An 18,952-nucleotide genomic window follows, 5' to 3' on the forward strand; every position below is an offset into this window, starting at 1 on the left:
AAGAATTTCCAATATTTTCGTTTATGTCGGACGTTGTTTCTTGTTGCATCATTTTCAATCTCAAAATACGAACAAATGCTTATCCTGAACATTTTTAAAATTGTTTTTGACAGGAATTTCCGAAGCCTCCTCATCCTTTCCTTTTACCAACTTCATTTTTTCTTTCAAAACGTAGCAGAAATTTGTATTTGTTTTACAAACTAGATAAAATTGGTGTAAGACACTATCAGAAATTGGACGGATTGCTTATGTTACAGAAATTATCCCCAAATAGCCCCATCCTCCAAGCCACCTTTGGTTTGGAACGGGAATCCTTACGCATCAATGCTGACAACCACGTGGCTCAGACTCCACATCCTAAAAAATTAGGCTCTCGCAGTTTTCATCCGTATATCCAGACCGATTACAGCGAGCCACAACTAGAGCTAATTACACCCGTGGCTCATTCGACCAAAGAAGCTCGTCGTTTCCTCGGAGCCATCACGGATGTGGCAATGCGGTCTATGGATAAACAAGAATATCTCTGGCCCCTGTCCATGCCACCTGTCATTTCAGAAGAAGAAATCCAAATTGCCCAACTGGAAAGTGACTATGAGTATCAGTACCGTGTTGGTTTGGCAGAACGCTATGGTAAGTTGCTCCAGTCTATGTCAGGCATCCACTACAACTTCGAGCTCGGCAAGGACCTGACCCAGCAACTCTTTGAAGCCAGTGATTACGACGACCTCATCACCTTCAAAAACGCCCTCTATCTCAAACTGGCTCAGAATTTCTTACGCTACCGTTGGTTCTTGACCTACCTCTACGGAGCTAGCAGTCTGGCGGAAAAAGGATTTTTGACAGATGAAATTGGCTGCGTGCGGTCTATCCGCAATTCCAACTACGGCTATGTCAACGCCCCCGATGTCCACATCTCCTTCTCTTCCTTGGAGCAATACGTGACCGACATCGAGCAGGCGGTTGCTAGCGGTCAACTGTCTGCCGAAAAGGAATTTTACTCTGCGGTTCGCCTCCGCGGTGCCAAGACCAGCCGGGACTTTTTGACCAAGGGCATTACCTACTTGGAGTTTCGCAACTTCGACCTCAATCCCTTCGAGCCTCTGGCTATTAGCCAAGAGACACTTGACACCACCCACCTCTTTGCCCTGGCTCTCCTCTGGCTCGACGACATGGAGCAGGTATATGAGGAACTGGCAACAGCGGCAGCACTCAACAACCGCATCGCCCTCAGCCATCCCCACACCCCCCTACCAGCAGAGGCAGATGCCAGCCCTATCCTGACCGCCATGAAGGCTATCGTTCAACATTTCGGACTGGACGACTACTACAGCCAGCTCATCGCTCAGGTAGAGGCGGCCCTTCAAGACCCTCGTCTGACCCTCTCTGGAAAAATAGCAGAGCAGGTTGAAGACGGGTCTTTGGAACACTTCGGTCAGCAGCAAGGCAAGACTTTCCATGACTACGCTTGGACAGCCCCATACGCCCTCAAGGGCTATGAAAACATGGAACTCTCCACCCAGATGATTCTCTTTGACGCCATTCAGCTGGGCTTGAATGTGGAGATTTTAGATGAAGAAGACCAGTTTCTCAAGCTCTGGCATGGTGACCATGTCGAGTACATCAAAAATGGCAACATGACCTCCAAGGACAACTACGTCATTCCTCTGGCTATGGCCAACAAGGTCGTAACCAAGAAGATCTTGGACCAGGCTGGTTTTCCAGTGCCTGCGGGAGCTGAATTTTCTAACAAAGAAGATGCCCTGCGGTATTACGGACAGGTCGCCAGCTCTGCTATTGTTGTCAAACCAAAATCCACCAACTTTGGCCTAGGCATCTCTATCTTCCAAGAACCAGCCAGCCAAGCGGACTATGAAAAAGCCCTTGACATCGCCTTTTCGGAAGACAGCCATGTACTGGTGGAGGAATTCGTGGCGGGAACCGAGTACCGTTTCTTCATCTTGGACGGCAAGTGCGAAGCTGTCCTGCTCCGCGTCGCAGCCAATGTCGTTGGGGATGGGCAGTCAACCATCCGAGAATTGGTGGACCAAAAAAACCAAGATCCTCTGCGAGGCCGTGATCACCGTTCACCGCTTGAAATCATCAATCTAGGCGATATCGAACTGCTCATGTTAGAGCAACAGGGCTACACACCTGATACAGTCTTGCCAGAAGGCGTCCAAGCCTTTCTGCGTGGCAATTCCAATATCTCCACCGGTGGTGACTCCATTGATATGACCGATCAGATGGATGAGTCCTACAAGCAACTGGCTGCCGATATGGCGACTGCCATGGGTGCTTGGGCCTGTGGTGTGGATTTGATTATCCCCGACCGCACCAAGCCAGCAAGCAAAGAAGAGCCAAACTGCACTTGTATCGAGCTTAACTTTAACCCTGCCATGTACCTGCACACCTATACTTACGCAGGACCTGGGCAGAGCATCACACCTAAAATTTTGAGGAAGTTGTTTCCTGAACTGTAAACTGGCTAGTCATAGTCAGTTTTTTACTTTCGGTCTCCCCCTTTCCCCATTTTCCCCACTTGTGCTATAATAATCCTTATGGATAAAATTATTAAGACTCTATCAAAAAGCGGGCATTTCCGTGCCTTTGTGCTAGATAGCACAGAAACCGTGAAAACAGCCCAAGAAAAACACGATACTATGGCTTCATCAACTGTGGCTCTGGGCCGCACCCTCATTGCCAATCAGATTTTGGCTGCCAACGAAAAAGGCGACACCAAGATCACCCTGAAAATCTTGGCCAGCGGTGCTATTGGGGCTATCATCTCCGTTGCCAATACCAAAGGGCAAGTCAAGGGCTACATTCAAAATCCAGACTTGGATTACAAACGAACAGCAACTGGCGAAGTCATCGTTGGGCCACTTGTGGGCAATGGACAATTCCTGGTCATCACAGACTACGGAACAGGCCACCCTTACAATTCCATGACCCCCTTAATCTCCGGTGAAATCGGTGAAGACTTTGCCTATTTCTTGACAGACAGCCAGCAGACACCTTCTGCGGTCGGACTGAATGTCTTGTTGGACGAAGAAGACAAGGTCAAGGTGGCTGGCGGATTCTTGTTGCAAGTTCTTCCAGGTGCGACCGAGGCTGAAATTGCCCGTTTCGAGAAACGCATCCAGGAAATGCCTGCCATTTCGAGCTTGCTGGCTTCTGAAAACCACATAGAAGCTCTGCTATCCGCCATTTATGGCGATGATGACTTCAAACGCCTGTCAGAAGAGGAAATCGGCTTTGTCTGCGACTGCTCTAAGGACCGCTTCCTCGATGCTCTAGCCAGCTTGCCAAAAACAGACCTGCAAGAGATGAAAGACGTGGACAAGGGCGTGGACATCACCTGTCAATTCTGCCAGACCCATTACCACTTTGACGAAAACGATTTGGAGGAACTCATCAATGGCTAATCTCAACACCCCTTTCATGATTGGTGATGTGGAAATCCCCAATCGCTGCGTGCTGGCCCCAATGGCTGGCGTGACCAACTCGGCCTTCCGTACCATTGCCAAGGAAATGGGCGCAGGTCTGGTCGTTATGGAAATGATTTCTGAAAAAGGCCTTCTCTACAACAACGAGAAGACCCTCCACATGCTCCATATCGACGACAACGAATACCCCATGTCCATCCAGCTTTTTGGTGGCGATGCCGAAGGACTGAAACGGGCTGCCGACTTCATCCAGAAGAACACCAAGGCTAACATCGTGGACATCAATATGGGCTGCCCCGTCAACAAGGTCATCAAGAATGAGGCCGGTGCCAAGTGGCTCAAAGATCCCGATAAGATTTACCACATCATCAAGGAAGTGACCTCGGTCCTCGATATTCCCTTGACTGTTAAAATGCGGACAGGTTGGAACAATACCGACCTAGCGGTCGAAAATGCCCTGGCCGCAGAAAGTGGCGGAGTGGCTGCCCTAGCCATGCACGGACGGACTCGCGAGCAGATGTACACAGGAACGGTTGACCTAGAAACCTTGACCAAGGTAGCTGGCAGCCTGACCAAGATTCCCTTCATCGCAAACGGCGACATCCGTAATGTAGAAGATGCCCGTCAACGAATCGAGGAAGTCGGTGCCGATGCCGTCATGGTCGGACGGACCGCTATGGGCAATCCTTACATCTTCAACCAAATCAACCACTATCTTGAAACAGGAGAAGTCCTGCCCGACCTCTCCTTCGATGATAAACTCAATGTCGCCTTCGACCACCTGACCCGATTGACCAATCTCAAAGGTGAGTCCGTTGCCGTCCGCGAATTCCGTGGCCTTGCTCCCCACTATCTCCGTGGCTCAGCAGGTGCTGCCAAGATTCGTGGCGCCGTTGCCAAGGCAGAAACCATTGAGCAGGTCCAAGAACTCTTTGACCAAGCCAGAGAAGCTTATCAAGAACGGATTGCTAAATAAGATAAACTGGCAGGTTAAAACTCGCTAACAATGAAACAGAAAAACGCATAAAACCAAGGTTATGACCTGATTTTATGCGTTTTTTCGTATAGATTACTACATGTTTAGTAACGATAATCGGGGTCGTAATGAATGTAGATACTATTCTTATCGTCGTATTCGTAGGCTAATTTCCAACGGTTGATAATACGAATAGAATTTTTATCTGGTAACCATCTTAGCAAGGCTAAAAGTGTACAATCTGGTTCTTTGCTATAGAGAACCAGTTCTGTTTCATCATTTCCGATGAACACATTTAAATTTGGATGAACATGGATAGTATACTGTCTAAATGAATACTGTTTCACTCAACTCCCTCCTCTTCCATAGAATAAATAGTTACCGAGTTACCTGAGATTTCATGCTCCACACCCCAAAATGTATCTACCAAAAGTCTACCCTCTTTAGAAAGTTTTACCTGACAGCAGATTGCAGTATGGTCTGGAAAGATAACTAATATCTCATCATTTCCATCATAAACTGGGTGTAGTTTTTCAGAAATCTTAATTTCAAAATGATTTAGTTGAAATGATTTCATTAAATCCTCCTAATTGAACTATGGTCGTAAATAGTATCCATATCTACTATACGTTCCTATTCTTTGACCACTTCTGTTATAAAGCTTCCAATAGCTGCCGCCGTGTCCACCTGCTCCAGAATTAACTCCATAATCTCTAATGAGATAGGTTCCCCTTGCACCATAATAGGTTCCAGCTCTACCAGATGCTGCTGTTCCAAATCTATTTGAAAATCCTGATAGATTTATATAAGTTAATCTACCACCACCTTCAAGGTTTGAGTCATGAATAGACCTAGTTTCGATAGGTGTTTCAATCCGACTAGCAGCCTGAACAGATGACATTGATGACATAACTGTAATCAATACAGTAAACAAGCAAATAAAACAAGTGATAGTTTTTTTCAAAAGATTTTTTTTCATAAGAACCACCTCCTTTTTTTGATGAGTATATAGTAACAAATAAAATTAAAATAGTCAAAAAAAATTGTATTTTCTTGTACATATACAAGTCATTTCCGAACGTTCGTTAAAATACATGGGATTTCTGTAAAAATCAGTGATAAAAAACGCATAAAACCAAGGTTATGACCTGATTTTATGCGTTTTTTCCATACTGTTTTACATGGCTTCCTTTCCAAAAAAGGCAAGAAAGGCAGGGGCAATGTAAGCCTGATATTGTTGAGGATACTCACGAATGAGGGTGGCTGAAATACCAAATCTTCTAGGACTATAATGAGCTTGATAACCTCGCCTATGCAGTTCCTGAGCGTATTCTTCCTCAGACACATAGAAGACTGGCACTTGATTTTCAGACAAGTCCAACAAAGCAAGCAGGCGTTCTAGCCAAAGGTCCCAACCATCAGGATAGGCTGGCAAGTCGGTTTCATCAAGCGCATAAACTCTCACCAAATCATCTTTCTTAAACTGCTCTTGAGCAAATTGAAAACGTTTAGTCAGATCCAAACCTATCCTATCCCCACGATCCTTGTCATATCCTGAAACCACCACACAAACTTGACCACAAGCCAACTTTGCTCGTTCAATCAAATCCAAGTGCCCCTTGTGCATGGGAGCAAAGGTTCCGAAAACGACTGCTACGGTTTGTTTCATACCTTACCTTTCACATCCGAAAACTATTTTTTTGCGGCAGATAAAGTCCTCACAATCTGCTTCTAAAAGCAGTCTTAGTTCTAGCATTTTTCCACCTATTTGACCACATCAAACTTGAGCTCTTCGCCCTTAACCCCAATCTTCAAGGTTGAACCAGTTGGCAACTCCCCACGGAGCAACATCTCTGCCAACGGGTCTTCCAACTTGGTCTGCAAGAGTCTACGCAGCGGACGGGCTCCCATTTCTGGGTCGTACCCTTGTTTAGCCAATAACTTAAGGGCTGACGGCTGAAGTTTGAGAGTAATATCTTTCTCAGCTGTTACCGCAAGCAAGGATTTGACCATGACCTTGACAACATCATGCATATCGGTTTCAGTCAAACTATGGAAGACCACTTTTTCATCGATACGGTTGATAAATTCAGGACGGTAGGCCTTTTTCAATTCCTCAAAAATGCGTTTCTCCACTTCCTTGTGGTCCTTAGACAAATCAAGGGCACCAAAACCAACTGTCTTATCATCACGAAGGGCTGTCGCTCCAAGGTTTGAGGTCATGATAATGATGGTATTGGAGAAATCCACCTTGCGTCCCTTACTGTCTGTCAAGACACCATCATCCAAGACCTGCAAGAGAACATTGAAAATATCTGGATGGGCTTTCTCAACCTCGTCAAAGAGAAGAACAGAATAAGGTTTGTTGCGGACTTTCTCCGTCAATTCGCCACCCTCTTCATAGCCAACATAGCCTGGAGGGGCACCATTTAGACGGCTGGCTGCGAATTTCTCCATGTATTCAGACATGTCAAAGCGTATCAGAGCTGACTCATCATCAAAGAGAACCTCTGCCAGCGCCTTAGCCAACTCCGTCTTACCGACCCCAGTCGGTCCTAAGAACATGAAGGAACCAATCGGTCTGCGCCCTGTCCGAATACCCGACTGATTACGACGGATAGCCCTGCTGACTGCAGAAATGGCTTCTTCCTGCCCAATGACACGCTGGTGTAATGCGGCTTCCAAATTCAAATACTTCTTGGCATCTGACTGGCTGAGCTTGGTCACTGGAATACCAGACAGACGACTGAGGGTTTCTAAGATATCTTCTTCCGTCACTTCTACATCATAGATTTGACTAGCTTTGGTTGCTTCCTTAGCCTCAAACAATAGCTTACTCACGGTTTTATATTTTTTAGCCATCAGTGCCTTATCAATACTTGTCAAACCAGTTTCTAAGACTTGGCCTTTTATACGATTTTGCACGGTTGCACTGGCTTCATCTAGCAAATCGATTGCTGAATCTGGCAGGTTTTTACTGGTCAAATACCGCTTAGCGTAGGTTACAGCAGTCTCAACAGCCCTATCTCCAATACGGACCCTGTGGTATTTCTCAAAAGTCCCTTTTAGACCAGACAAAATGGCAATGCTATCTTCCACAGTCGGCTCTTCAATCATCACTTTGGCAAAACGACGTGCCAAGGCCGCATCTTTTTCGATATGCTTTTGGTACTCATCTTGAGTCGTCGCCCCAACTGTCCGAAGAGTTCCGCGAGCCAGGGCTGGCTTGAGGATATTGGCCGCATCCAGAGTTGAATCAATCCCTGAACCAGACCCCATAATGGTATGCAGCTCATCGATGAAGAGTATCACCTGACCATCTTCTTCGATGTCATTGATGATATTGTTCATCCGCTCTTCGAAGTCACCACGGAAACGAGTGCCTGCAATCACATTCATCAAATCAAGTTCTAGTACCCGCATCTTAGATAGGCTAACAGGCACATCACCTGAAGCGACACGTTGGGCCAGACCCAAAGCGAGTGCTGTTTTTCCGACACCCGCATCACCTACTAGGACAGGATTATTCTTGGTCTTTCGGGACAAGATTTGAATCATCCGTGAAATTTCAGCATCCCGGCCAATAACAGGTTCCATCTTGCCTTCTCGGGCTAGTGCAGTCAAATCACGGGTATAGTCTTCCAATCCTCCACTCTGTGGCTGAGGCATCCCCATCATCTGTCCCGCATTGGTTGGCTTGTTTTTCCCACCCTTCATGATACTGCGGATAGATTTCAAGTCTTCCTTTGTAAAGCCTGCACGTGTTTCCAAGGTTTTACGTAGATCTAAAAAACGAATCTTATCATCTGAGTCCTCAAAATGAAAACCGACTTTATCCAAAATCTGACTAGCAGTCGAACGCTTATCCAAAAGCAAAGCCATAAATAAATGTTCCGTACCTAATTCCTTGGCTTTAACAACCTCTGCAATTTTCTTGGCCAAACTAGCTGTTTCATCCAAACGTTTAGAAGATGGCAAAATATGCAAATGATCCAATTCTTCACGATAGACCTTATCTGTCACAACAAAGGTCGCATGCTCATAATCAGAAATAGAAACTGGATACTCTGCTAAAACAGCTCCTGCAACCGTATCATGATTGATGACAAAGGACAGGAGAATATGCCAGGTTTCTAAATAGTCACAGGCATAGCGTTGGGCGACCAACTGGGCATCTTCAAACACCCTTTGTAAACCAGTTGAAATCTTCATGAATTAATCCTCTTTCCTATCTAAACGTCGTAAAATTTGACGCATCATTCGAGCACGAATGCTTGCTGCATCCTTACCCAATACCTCATCCGAACCAGTTGCCAGAAAAAGATTGCCCTCTCTTTCTGTCATCAATCCTTCATCAAACAGCAACTGCAGAATATCTGCATAGACCGTCGCAGACAATTGTTCGCCCATATTGTTTAATAAATCATGGACCAGTTCATGCTTGTCTGAAAAGGTAATTCGACCAATACGGATGTAGCCACCGCCACCCCGCTTGCTCTCGACAATATAGCCACGACTGGCTGTAAATCGTGTCTTGATGACATAATTTATCTGGCTAGGAACCACCTCAAACCGACTGGCCAATTCACTTCGACGCAACTCAGCTACACTAACTTGGTCCAAGATGGCTTTGATATGCTCTTCTATATAATCCGATGTATTTTTCATCGCCATAGTATCGCCTCTTTCTTTGACTATCTTTGACCATTATACTATTTTTGTTTACATTTTGAAAGCGAAAGCCTCACTTCCACACAAACGTAGCTACTTTTTGAAATCTGCTCTGCTTTATCCTATAATAAAAGAAAAAAAAACAGAAAGGACTAGGGCTTCCGTATTTGGTTGAACTGAATACGGACTAGGGACTGAGCCAAAAAGATATACGAGAACTAGACGCTTGCGACGTTCTGTTCCCTATTTTTCTGTGTCCACTTAAGGCCCTTTACATCTTATACCATGAACTTTCAAGATTACATTCAAGACTTTACAAGTGTGACTGTGGAGCAGGCACAGAACCTTCTAGCTGCCAAAGAGGAGGCTGTTCTCTTCATCGGACGAGCAACCTGTCCTTACTGCAACCGCTTCGCACCAAAACTCCACAAGGTCGCCCAAGACAAGCAAGTGACTGTTCACTTCCTCGACTCTAGCCAAGTCAGCCCTGAACTTCAGGCCCTCCGCGATCACTACCAAGTTCCTACCGTACCTGGTCTCTTGGTCGCTAAACCTACTGGAGTCCAAGTCCGCTGCGACTCCAGCATGACGGAAGAAGAGATTGCGGCTTTTATTCAAGGCTAATGCTAGACATTTCCTACCAGGCCAACATCTTCCACATCTCTTATCAAGGAAGACCACTCGGCAAGATTCACAGCTACCAAAATCCCTACCACCAGACCAATATCTATCTGCGACTGGCTTTGGTCGATTACGATTGGACCATAGCAGAGCAGCTCTTCCAGTCCTTACAAACTTACTTAGGCGGAAAAACTCTTCAAGTTATGCTCTCCTCTGCAGAGCAGGAAAGAATCCATTTCCTCACCGCAGCAGGCTTTGTCTTCAAACGGAAATGTTATGAGTTCGAAGTGACCAAGCAAGACTATCTCAGTCAAACAGGCACATCCAACATAAGTATAGTCCGCAAAGGCACCGCACCTTATCAAATAGCCTGTCAGCAAATCTTTGACCACTATCAAACAGTCCACCAAGACATCAACCCTTGGACTGCCAGTCAAGAAGACTTTGAAAAGGATCTGCCTGACCTAGTTTATACAGACTCAGAAAATTGTGCCTTCGTAGAAAACAATGAAATTGCCTACGTATGCGGAAAAGATGAACAAAGCTTTGATTCCTTCATCCAAGCAGTTATTTGCCAACTATTTGAACAGTATGAGCAAATTAGCTTTGAGGCTGATGACTGCGATCCTATCGCCATGCATTTAGCTGACCAATTCCGACAACCAAACAAACCCAGCTGGAACACCTACATTTTAGACAGATAGCAAAAGCACCGACCACAAGGCCGGTGCTTTTTAAGGAGATTATGAAAAATATTTAGGATTGATAATAGTATAACCTAGTCTAGCATATCCGACATCCGCCCTAAGACCGATTTTACCAAAAAAGAACTCCCTTTCGGAAGTTCTTGAATTGTCGAGTAAGCTTTCAATTTGCTTTTAGTAGTCGCTTCAAAGGTTTGGGAATCCTTTGAAGACTGGAGATAGTGCGAACCAAGTTCGCCTCGAAAGAGCCGTACAGCTTGTAAAGTAAGTCACATTCGTGAAGTACAGCTCTCAATATGAAAAGAACTCCCATTCGGAAGTTCTTGAATTGTCGAGTAGTTTTTCAGTTTGCTTTTAGTACGAGGCAACGAGCCGTAGGCTGTACTGAAGTACGGCAAGGCGAGTTAACGAAGTAATAAAAGATAAAATGAAGACTACCAATTATTTACCAAGAGCTGCTGCCATAGTAGCTGCAACTTCTGCTTCAAAGTCGTTTGAAGCTTTCTCGATACCTTCACCTACTTCGAAACGAGCAAATTCTACAACTGAAGCGTTTACTGAGTTCAAGTAAGCTTCAACTGTTTTGCTGTCGTCCATGATGTAAACTTGAGCAAGAAGTGTGTATGCTTGGTCAACTTGAGTGTTGTCAAGCAAGAAGCGGTCCATTTTACCTGGGATGATTTTGTCCCAGATTTTTTCTGGCTTGCCTTCTGCTGCCAATTCTGCTTTGATTGCTTCTTCAGCTGCTGCGATTACTTCATCAGTCAACTGAGCTTTTGAACCGTATTGCAAGAGTGGCAATGCTGGTTTATCAACCATTGCACGGCTCTCGTTGTCTTGTTCGATTTTGTGGTTGATTTGTGCCAACTCATCTTTAACGAATTGCTCATCCAACTCAGTGTAAGAAAGAACAGTTGGTTTCATCGCAGCGATGTGCATTGAGATTTGTTTAGCAAGAGTTTCGTCACCACCGTCGATTACTGAGATAACACCGATACGGCCGCCGTTGTGTTGGTAAGCACCAAATGCTTGAGCATCTGTTTTCTCAACCAAAGCAAAGCGACGGAATGAGATTTTCTCACCGATTGTTGCAGTTGCGTTTACGTATGCTTCTTCAAGGGTTTCACCTGAAGGCATAACCAATTTAAGAGCTGCTTCGTTGTCAGCTGGTTTACCTTCTGCAATTACTTTAGCAGTAGTGTTTACCAATTCAACGAATTGAGCGTTTTTCGCAACAAAGTCAGTTTCAGCGTTAACTTCAACAACTGCTGCTACGTTACCATCAACGTAAACACCTGTCAAACCTTCAGCCGCTACACGGTCAGCTTTCTTAGCTGCCTTAGCCATACCTTTTTCGCGAAGCAATTCAATCGCTTTTTCGATATCACCTTCAGTTTCAACCAATGCTTTTTTCGCGTCCATAACGCCAGCACCTGATTTTTCACGCAATTCTTTAACGAGAGCTGCTGTAATTTCTGCCATGTCTATTCTCCTTGTTTGTATTTATAAAATAGAGGAGCGGGCTCAGCCCTGCCCCTCTAGGATTGTTTTTGTTGTTTTAATAACAATGTTGAATTGTACTCGGACTAAAAAGCTAGGATTTAGATAAATCTAACGCTTTTCTTAACGCCTTCGTTACTTATTTTCCTTCTACAACTTCAACCAATTCTTCGATTGATTCTGTAGATGCTGGCTCAGCTGCCAATTCAGCTTCAACTGCTGCTACGCTGTCTTCACCTTGGTTGCCTTCGATGATAGCGTCAGCCATTTTAGCTGTGATCAATTTAACAGCGCGGATAGCGTCATCGTTAGCTGGGATGATAACATCAATATCATCTGGATCTGTGTTTGTGTCAACCATGGCTACAACTGGGATACCCAATTTCTTAGCTTCTTTAACAGCGATTTGCTCTTTGTGTGGGTCAACTACGAACATTACGTCTGGAATGCGTGGCATGTCAGCGATACCGCCCAAGAATTTTTCAAGACGAGCACGTTGTTTGTTCAACAATGCTACTTCTTTCTTAGGAAGCACGTCGAAAGTTCCATCTTCTTCCATGCGGTTGATTTCTTTCAAACGAGCGATACGTTTTTGGATTGTACCCCAGTTTGTAAGAGTTCCACCCAACCAACGGTGGTTGATGAAGTATTGACCAGCGCGGATAGCTTCGTCTTTAACAGCTTCAGCAGCTTGTTTTTTAGTACCTACGAACAAGATAACTGCGTCGTTTGCTGCAGCGTCACGGATGAATTCGTAAGCTTGGTCAGCCAATTTTACAGTTTGTTGCAAGTCGATAACGTGGATACCGTTACGCTCTGTGAAGATGTATTTAGCCATCTTAGGATTCCAGCGACGAGTTTGGTGACCAAAGTGTACACCAGCCTCAAGAAGTTGTTTCATTGAAATTACTGCCATGAGTATTTCTCCTTTTTGTTTTTTCTCCTCTCCCGAACTTCGACTTGCAGCCCAACCTTTCGGCAACAAGACCACAATTGGTCCGAGATGAGTATTTGTTGCACAGCAACTCTATTAGTATATCAGAATACCTGTCTATTTTCAAGCAAAATAGTAGAGAAATTCGTCAAAAATCGGCACTTTTTCTATTCAAAGTAGGTTTCAGCAACTACTGCATAGGTTCCTGCTACCACATCCATTTTTTCCAACTGACCGTTAGCATTGATCCTATAAAAACCAGCTGATGGAGCAACATTGGGATCTGTCCCTTTCATATTTGGACTGCTGTGGTCTTCTCTAACCTCAATGTAAACCAATCCATCGGATGACTGAACATTTGTAACCACCTGTGCTAGAAAATCATCTCTAGTAAATGGTGTGCCATATCTTGTCGCAGCATGTGCCTTGGCCCAATTAGCTGCCTGCTCGACGGTCAAATTCTTGGTGTCTACAGACATATTAGGAACAGTTGCCGAGCTAGTTTCAGTTGCTACTGCTGAACTTTCACCGAGGACCAAGTTTTCAAAGAAAGCTTGTAATTCCTGGTTTTTAGTCGGTCGGAAATACAAACGCTTCTCTGGGTTGCCTTGATTTTGCTCGGTAATCCAAGCAATTGCCTGACCATCCTTAATGGTAAAGAGATAGAGATGGGCACTTGGGAATTTTGTATTTTCAATATCCGAATAGATCCCAACTACTGCTGTTTTTCCTGCCTCTACCTGACCAGTTTCACTCCAAACTAGATCAGGAGTTTCTCCTAGAAAATCTGGCGTCATTTGTTGCTCCGGGCTACTGAGAATACCTGAGGGCAAGGTCACGCCAAAAAAGTTACCTTGACGACTTGGTCCATAAGATACATAGTATTGGGGAGGCGAGAATGATGGCCCCCATTGGTCAATCACAAACGTTCTCAATGCCTCTGCCTTGCCAACATCCCAAGAACCGACCTGACTACTTGATGTAGAGGTAGTTGTGGTTGATGTACTGGAACTGGTGCTTGACGAGCTAGAGGATGACGTCGATACAGAAGTCGAGGTTGTTTCTTGCTTCTGATTGCCACAGGCCATCAAGAAGCAGACGCTGGCTCCCAAAAGTAAGCCTGATATCATTCTATTCTTTTTCATCCCATCTCTCCTAATCATCCACTCGATAAAAGACACCTTGGCTAAAGCTTTCTGTCGTTGCGACACTCTGGGTAGTAAAAATCCTATCCTTGCTGGTGTCCGTCTGATCGCTATGCCCTTCTAACAATCCATAAGTATTCTGTACCCCTTTTGGAATCAGCAAAGTTGGTATGGTAGGTGAAGCCATAGCATTTGGATTGGTAATTCCTGCTAAAAGAACTTCACCTTCAAACTTAGCATTTTGTACATCAACAAAGGCAGTATTGCCACCACCATTTACAGCCACATTCCCCTGACTATCAATCTCTATTCGATCGCCACGGGAATTGACCCAGTCACCTTCCAAGCTAGCAAAATTTCCAGCTTGGATTTGTTCCAAATTCATGGACTGGACACTATCTGTTTGATCTGAACTGCTGGTGTCCGTTTCCTCTCTATCAAACTCAGAATCTTCCCAGTCAAATTGATTAGGATCTAGAATTTCTGACTCTGTCTTTCCAAAAACAGAAACAAGTTCATCTCTCATATGAAAATCTTGCTCGACTCCCTCAATCAATTGACCATTTGCATCTAACTTATTAAGCGTACCTACGGCATCTCCTGTCCCTGAACTCCATCCATAACTAACATATTCTCCACTCTGGAACAAGACAAGGGCGCTTCTCCCACCACCAACTCCAGCTACAAAATTTTCTGCTAACAAAGAAATTTGACCATCAATAATCGCGTAGAATCCCTTTACAAATACTGACCCATCTGTATTTTCAGATCCGATAAACAGTTCATTCTGACCATCCTGATTAAGATCATAAAAGGCATATCTTAAATGGGGAGCAGTTTTTACCACACTTTCCATAACCCAAGAATTCATCGGAAGCTGTAAACCTTGTAAGACAGCCATCATTTTTTCTACATTTTCTTTATCTGCACTATTCGCAAAATCAATGATTGCTTGGTAATCCGAAAAGACGGACTGATACAGTTCCTTATCATCCTTCTTGACTTGGCTCGAACTAGTTGAACTTTGTTGTTTCGTTGATGAACTAGTCGAACTTTGCTGAGTGGATGACGAGGTTGAGGATTGTTTCGTCTGTACATTTGACTTGCTACAAGCTGATAAGGTTGCTGCACAAACCAGTGCTAGAGCTAGATATTTTTTCATAATAACCTCCAAATAAAAAATAGATTGGGAACGAAAGGTATGGCTATTCTTGATTATACCGACAGTTGCTCCGACAAGCATTTCCAGTCTTCACTGCCCTTTACCAGACACATTATCTGTAAATGTTTATTTTTCCACTTGACCAATTTCACTATTTAAGGTACAATATTCTTTGTTATGGCGGTATAGCCAAGTGGTAAGGCACGGCTCTGCAAAAGCTTGATCGTCGGTTCAAATCCGTCTACCGCCTTTATTATAGGATTTTATCCGAATTTATACAAGTCAAAAGCCCGATTTTTAGGGCTTTTTTGATTTTTAATTCGGTTAAATTCGGTTAAGTTTGAAAATAATTTGGGGCGAATTTTGGGCAAGAACTTTTCAAACTATCAAAAAACTCCCCACAGCTTTTCGCTATGAGGAGCATGGATTTATTACAACTCAGCAATCTGGCTCAAGTTAACTTCAGCAATGGTATCATTCCCAAACATAGAGATGACCATTTTGACCTTGTTGTTGTCGATTTCTGTGATTTTACCTGTGTAGTCGGTGAAGGCACCGTCGATGATACGCACAGTGTCGCCAACTTTGACATCAATATCAAATTCTTGCACAGTTTGACCCATAGATACCAAGATTTGACGGATTTCTTCTTCCAAGAGGGGAGTTGGTTTTGAACGGTTACCGTGGGAACCTACGAAACCTGTAACGTTTGGTGTGTTACGCACTACAAACCAAGCTTCATCGGTCATGACCATTTCCACCAAAACGTAACCTGGGAAACGGTTTTCTTCTACTTCCTTAACCTCACCGTTCTTCTCAACTTGAACGGTCTGAGTAGGAATTTCTACACGAAGAATGTTTTCTAACATGTTATAGGTGTGGGCGCGTTGGAGCAAGTTCTCCTTAACCTTGTTCTCATATCCTGAATAAGTTTGCAAAACAAACCAGCCCTTATCAAAACTATCGTACATTTTTATCTTCCTTTCTATGGAACCACTGCATTTTTAGACGCTAAAAAAAGCCCGAAGGCTTTCGCTTTTCTTTATTATATCACTTCCATTTTACAAATGGCAAGTGTTTTCTAGAAAAGATTGATTAAACTCATGATCCCACGTGACAAAATCAAGTCAAAGAGATAAACAATTGCCACGAAAAATGCTGTGTATTGTACAACAGAGGCAAAGTCCTTCCAGCTCTGCTTACGAGTTGGCCAGGCGGTCTTTTTTAAAATCTGGAAAATATCTTTCAAAAATTTCACGCGCTACTCCTATCTGGTTTCCTTGTGAACGGTGTATTGTCCACAATGTTTACAAAATTTATTTACTTCTAACCGTGTTGGCTTGGGATTACTCGACAAACTAATCGAATAGTTGCGAGAACCACAAACAGTACAGGCTAGGCTTGCTTTTTTTAGTGCCATAAAGCCCTCCATCTTTCTCATTTTATCATGTTTCTAAGGATTTGACAACTCCTCAAACCAAGTTGTAACCGTATCCCAAAGAGATTTAGCCCTCTCTGGCAACTGGGCATCAATCAGATTTTGCTTGGTTTGCTCAATCAGATTACGAGCTTGATCGGAAATCTCCTGCACCTGCTCCTGGCTAATGCCAACCTCAGACTGTGTCGCTGGTTCTTCTGCTACTTCCACAATTCCATTTTGCATATAAGCATTCTCCACATCAAACTGTGTCCCGGCAGTATTAGGCAAAATCGAATTGGCAACCGTTTGAAAGACTGCTGGCGCCATCCAATAACTGCCGCTGTCAATATAGTGGTTTTCATCCGTCTGCTCAAAACCAACCCACTGACTGATAACCAAATCTGGCGTGTAGGCAATGTGCCACTGGTCATTGACCAAATCCACATTAAAGCTGGTTTCCGTCGTTCCCGTCTTACCAGCCAAGTAGTAATTTGCCGCATCAGCTGTTACACCTGTACCGTTTGTAAATGTTCCCAGCATCATAGAAGTCATCTTATCAGCCACCGACCGATCAAGAACCTTGGTACTAGTTTCACGATGCTCTGCCAGAACCTTACCACTGGCTGTTTCAATACGGGTAATCAAGTGAGCGTCTTTCATGACACCCTTGTTAGCAAAGACAGCATAGGCCTGGGCCATTTGTAGAGGATTAGTTTCCACACCCGAACCAATTGAAACACCCAAGACCTTTTCGACTTCATCCATGTTTAGACCGAACTTCTTGCCATATTCAAAGGCCTTGTCAATACCCAAGGTGTTCACTATGTAGGCTACTGGCAAATTGTAGGAAAGAGCCAAGGCCTGATACATAGGAATGGTATCCGAGGTCGAACGATCATAGTTATGCAAGGTGTAATCGCCATAGGTTTCCGTATGGTTATCCAAAGCCATGTCTGTGGACCATCCCGCAGCCACCGCAGGTGCATAGGCTACAAGAGGCTTAATGGTTGACCCAGGACTTCTCTGCCCCTGTGTCGCAAAGTTAAAGGTTCTAAAGTCTGCATCCTCTGCACTGTTGACACGACCAACCAAGGCGCGTACACCACCCGTCTTAGGATCCAAGGCCACACTGGCAGCCTGGGCATAGGTCCCATCATAGCTGGAGGATGGGAACATGGACTCATCATCAAAAATGACCTGCATACTGGCCTGTGAATTTTGGTCCATCTCCGTGTAAATCCGATAGCCGTTGTTGATGATGTCCGATTCTTTCAAACCATATCTATCAATGGCCTCTGCAATGACCGCATCAAAATAGGATGGGTAGGAGTAATTGCTCTGTTTTCCTGAATAAGTATCAGCTAATTGACTAGCCACATCTACCTGAGCACCGGCATCAGCCGTTGCCTGATCAATCACGCCAGCATCTACCATGACTTGTAAAATAGTATCGCGACGATTGGTCGCGTTCTCAATAGAGTAATAGGGATTGTAAAGCTCAGGACCTTTCAACATGCCTGCTAGTAGAGCGGATTGCTCAATGGACAAATCACTGGCAGAAATTCCAAAATATTTTTGACTAGCGTCTTCCACACCCCAGACCCCATTGCCAAAATAAGCATTGTTGAGGTACATGGTCAGGATTTCTTGCTTGCTGTATTTTTTATTGATTTCAAGGGCAAGAAAATATTCTCTGGCCTTCCGGCTGATGGTCTGGTCCTGGGTCAAAAAGGCATTCTTGGCTAACTGCTGCGTAATGGTTGAACCACCACCTGAACGCCCCAAGGTCAAGACTGCTAGAATAGTCCGCTGATAGTTAATTCCTGAGTTTTTATAAAAACTCCTATCTTCTGTCGCGATGACGGCATTTTCCATATGATCCGAAATCGCATCCAGCTCCACATAAGTACCTTTTTGACCAGACAGGGTACCGGCCTCTGCTCCATCCTTATCATAGATAATGGTGGTAGCCTTGAGAGCTTCCTGTAAATCCCCAACATTGGCTGTCTTTGCTAGGAAGAAGAGATAGCCGCCTACGGTCAATACTATGACCCCAATCACAATCAATAAAATCTTGGTCAACTGATAGCGACGCCAGAATTTGCGAATCGGCTCTGGAATTCGTGACTTCTTCTTTGCTTTTTCGAAAGATTTACCACTTCCTCGACGGCTACGACGAAGAGGCTCTTCCTGCTCAGCCTGAAAGTCCTCTAGTACATCAATCGGTTGATACTCTAAATCATCTCTGTCCATTACATACCTCTTTCTAGTGAATTTTGTACCATTATACACCATTTCCTAAAAACTAGCAGAAAAAAGCCTGCGACCACTTGTGACAACAGACAGAGAAAATTTTCCAAAAATATGATAAAA

At 44.3% G+C, this 18,952-nt stretch carries 19 protein-coding genes and 1 tRNA gene; 6 read left to right on the forward strand and 14 right to left on the reverse strand.

Going from position 1 to position 18,952, the window contains the following annotated elements:
* The first annotated feature begins 248 nt into the window (after window positions 1-248).
* The 3 genes from gshAB (at window position 249) to dusB (ending at window position 4,422) form a co-directional block, all read left to right on the forward strand.
* On the forward strand, window positions 249-2,480 hold the full coding sequence (gene gshAB, locus ACEE44_RS03960) for a bifunctional glutamate--cysteine ligase GshA/glutathione synthetase GshB (protein ID WP_449171350.1): 2,232 nt from the start codon (window positions 249-251) through the stop codon (window positions 2,478-2,480).
* Window positions 2,481-2,558: 78 nt separating this feature from the next.
* Entirely contained in the window at window positions 2,559-3,425 is an 867-nt protein-coding gene (hslO, locus tag ACEE44_RS03965) for an Hsp33 family molecular chaperone HslO (RefSeq protein WP_172053700.1), read from the forward strand.
* Window positions 3,418-4,422 carry a tRNA dihydrouridine synthase DusB gene (gene dusB / locus ACEE44_RS03970; RefSeq protein WP_158456488.1) on the forward strand — a complete coding sequence of 335 codons (1,005 nt, stop codon included), beginning with the start codon at window positions 3,418-3,420 and terminating at the stop codon, window positions 4,420-4,422. Before hslO ends, dusB begins: the two co-directional genes overlap by 8 nt.
* A gap of 104 nt (window positions 4,423-4,526) precedes the next feature.
* Here the strand turns inward: dusB and ACEE44_RS03975 are convergent, their stop codons facing one another.
* The 6 genes from ACEE44_RS03975 to ACEE44_RS04000 all read right to left on the reverse strand — a co-directional run bounded on the left by ACEE44_RS03975 (window position 4,527) and on the right by ACEE44_RS04000 (window position 9,096).
* The gene (locus ACEE44_RS03975) at window positions 4,527-4,769 is read right to left on the reverse strand and encodes a hypothetical protein (protein WP_172000566.1); all 243 of its coding nucleotides are present in this window, start codon (window positions 4,767-4,769) and stop codon (window positions 4,527-4,529) included.
* Complete coding sequence (locus ACEE44_RS03980; RefSeq protein ID WP_105109046.1) at window positions 4,766-4,999, reverse strand: hypothetical protein; 234 nt, start codon at window positions 4,997-4,999, stop codon at window positions 4,766-4,768. Before ACEE44_RS03980 ends, ACEE44_RS03975 begins: the two co-directional genes overlap by 4 nt.
* Before the next feature lie 18 nt (window positions 5,000-5,017).
* Window positions 5,018-5,401: a hypothetical protein gene (locus tag ACEE44_RS03985; protein ID WP_172000567.1), complete on the reverse strand. Its 384-nt coding sequence runs from the start codon at window positions 5,399-5,401 to the stop codon at window positions 5,018-5,020.
* Between the two features lie 198 nt (window positions 5,402-5,599).
* Window positions 5,600-6,091, reverse strand: a complete 492-nt coding sequence (locus tag ACEE44_RS03990) for an adenylyltransferase/cytidyltransferase family protein (protein ID WP_172000568.1) — start codon at window positions 6,089-6,091, stop codon at window positions 5,600-5,602.
* Window positions 6,092-6,186: 95 nt separating this feature from the next.
* Window positions 6,187-8,634 carry an ATP-dependent Clp protease ATP-binding subunit gene (locus ACEE44_RS03995; RefSeq protein WP_449171351.1) on the reverse strand — a complete coding sequence of 816 codons (2,448 nt, stop codon included), beginning with the start codon at window positions 8,632-8,634 and terminating at the stop codon, window positions 6,187-6,189.
* A 3-nt stretch (window positions 8,635-8,637) separates the two neighbouring features.
* Window positions 8,638-9,096 carry a CtsR family transcriptional regulator gene (locus ACEE44_RS04000; RefSeq protein WP_172000570.1) on the reverse strand — a complete coding sequence of 153 codons (459 nt, stop codon included), beginning with the start codon at window positions 9,094-9,096 and terminating at the stop codon, window positions 8,638-8,640.
* Window positions 9,097-9,378: 282 nt separating this feature from the next.
* Between ACEE44_RS04000 and ACEE44_RS04005 the strand changes: the two genes are divergently transcribed.
* Entirely contained in the window at window positions 9,379-9,717 is a 339-nt protein-coding gene (locus tag ACEE44_RS04005) for a thioredoxin domain-containing protein (RefSeq protein ID WP_449171352.1), read from the forward strand.
* Window positions 9,717-10,418, forward strand: a complete 702-nt coding sequence (locus ACEE44_RS04010) for a GNAT family acetyltransferase (protein ID WP_449171353.1) — start codon at window positions 9,717-9,719, stop codon at window positions 10,416-10,418. Before ACEE44_RS04005 ends, ACEE44_RS04010 begins: the two co-directional genes overlap by 1 nt.
* Window positions 10,419-10,859: 441 nt before the next feature.
* On the opposite strand, the gene tsf is transcribed toward ACEE44_RS04010, so the two are convergent.
* From tsf to ACEE44_RS04030, 4 genes are all read right to left on the reverse strand, one after another.
* Complete coding sequence (tsf, locus tag ACEE44_RS04015; RefSeq protein ID WP_449171354.1) at window positions 10,860-11,900, reverse strand: translation elongation factor Ts; 1,041 nt, start codon at window positions 11,898-11,900, stop codon at window positions 10,860-10,862.
* 157 nt (window positions 11,901-12,057) lie between these two features.
* Complete coding sequence (gene rpsB / locus ACEE44_RS04020; protein WP_014637198.1) at window positions 12,058-12,834, reverse strand: 30S ribosomal protein S2; 777 nt, start codon at window positions 12,832-12,834, stop codon at window positions 12,058-12,060.
* A 185-nt stretch (window positions 12,835-13,019) separates the two neighbouring features.
* Complete coding sequence (locus tag ACEE44_RS04025) at window positions 13,020-13,997, reverse strand: DUF4767 domain-containing protein (protein ID WP_449171355.1); 978 nt, start codon at window positions 13,995-13,997, stop codon at window positions 13,020-13,022.
* A gap of 10 nt (window positions 13,998-14,007) precedes the next feature.
* Window positions 14,008-15,159: a DUF6287 domain-containing protein gene (locus tag ACEE44_RS04030; RefSeq protein WP_449171356.1), complete on the reverse strand. Its 1,152-nt coding sequence runs from the start codon at window positions 15,157-15,159 to the stop codon at window positions 14,008-14,010.
* A 179-nt stretch (window positions 15,160-15,338) separates the two neighbouring features.
* Here ACEE44_RS04030 and ACEE44_RS04035 point away from each other — a divergent pair.
* A tRNA-Cys gene (locus ACEE44_RS04035) sits at window positions 15,339-15,409 on the forward strand.
* Window positions 15,410-15,590: 181 nt separating this feature from the next.
* Here ACEE44_RS04035 and nusG read toward each other — a convergent pair.
* The 4 genes from nusG to pbp2a form a co-directional block, all read right to left on the reverse strand.
* On the reverse strand, window positions 15,591-16,130 hold the full coding sequence (nusG, locus tag ACEE44_RS04040) for a transcription termination/antitermination protein NusG (protein WP_002940254.1): 540 nt from the start codon (window positions 16,128-16,130) through the stop codon (window positions 15,591-15,593).
* 110 nt (window positions 16,131-16,240) lie between these two features.
* Complete coding sequence (secE, locus tag ACEE44_RS04045) at window positions 16,241-16,417, reverse strand: preprotein translocase subunit SecE (protein ID WP_105124308.1); 177 nt, start codon at window positions 16,415-16,417, stop codon at window positions 16,241-16,243.
* A 9-nt stretch (window positions 16,418-16,426) separates the two neighbouring features.
* Window positions 16,427-16,579, reverse strand: a complete 153-nt coding sequence (gene rpmG, locus ACEE44_RS04050; protein WP_002940258.1) for a 50S ribosomal protein L33 — start codon at window positions 16,577-16,579, stop codon at window positions 16,427-16,429.
* Window positions 16,580-16,612: 33 nt separating this feature from the next.
* Window positions 16,613-18,832, reverse strand: coding sequence for a penicillin-binding protein PBP2A (pbp2a, locus tag ACEE44_RS04055; protein ID WP_449171357.1), 2,220 nt, complete (start codon window positions 18,830-18,832; stop codon window positions 16,613-16,615).
* Window positions 18,833-18,952: the final 120 nt, after the last annotated feature.

Source organism: Streptococcus sp. 32226D021BW, assembly GCF_053545015.1.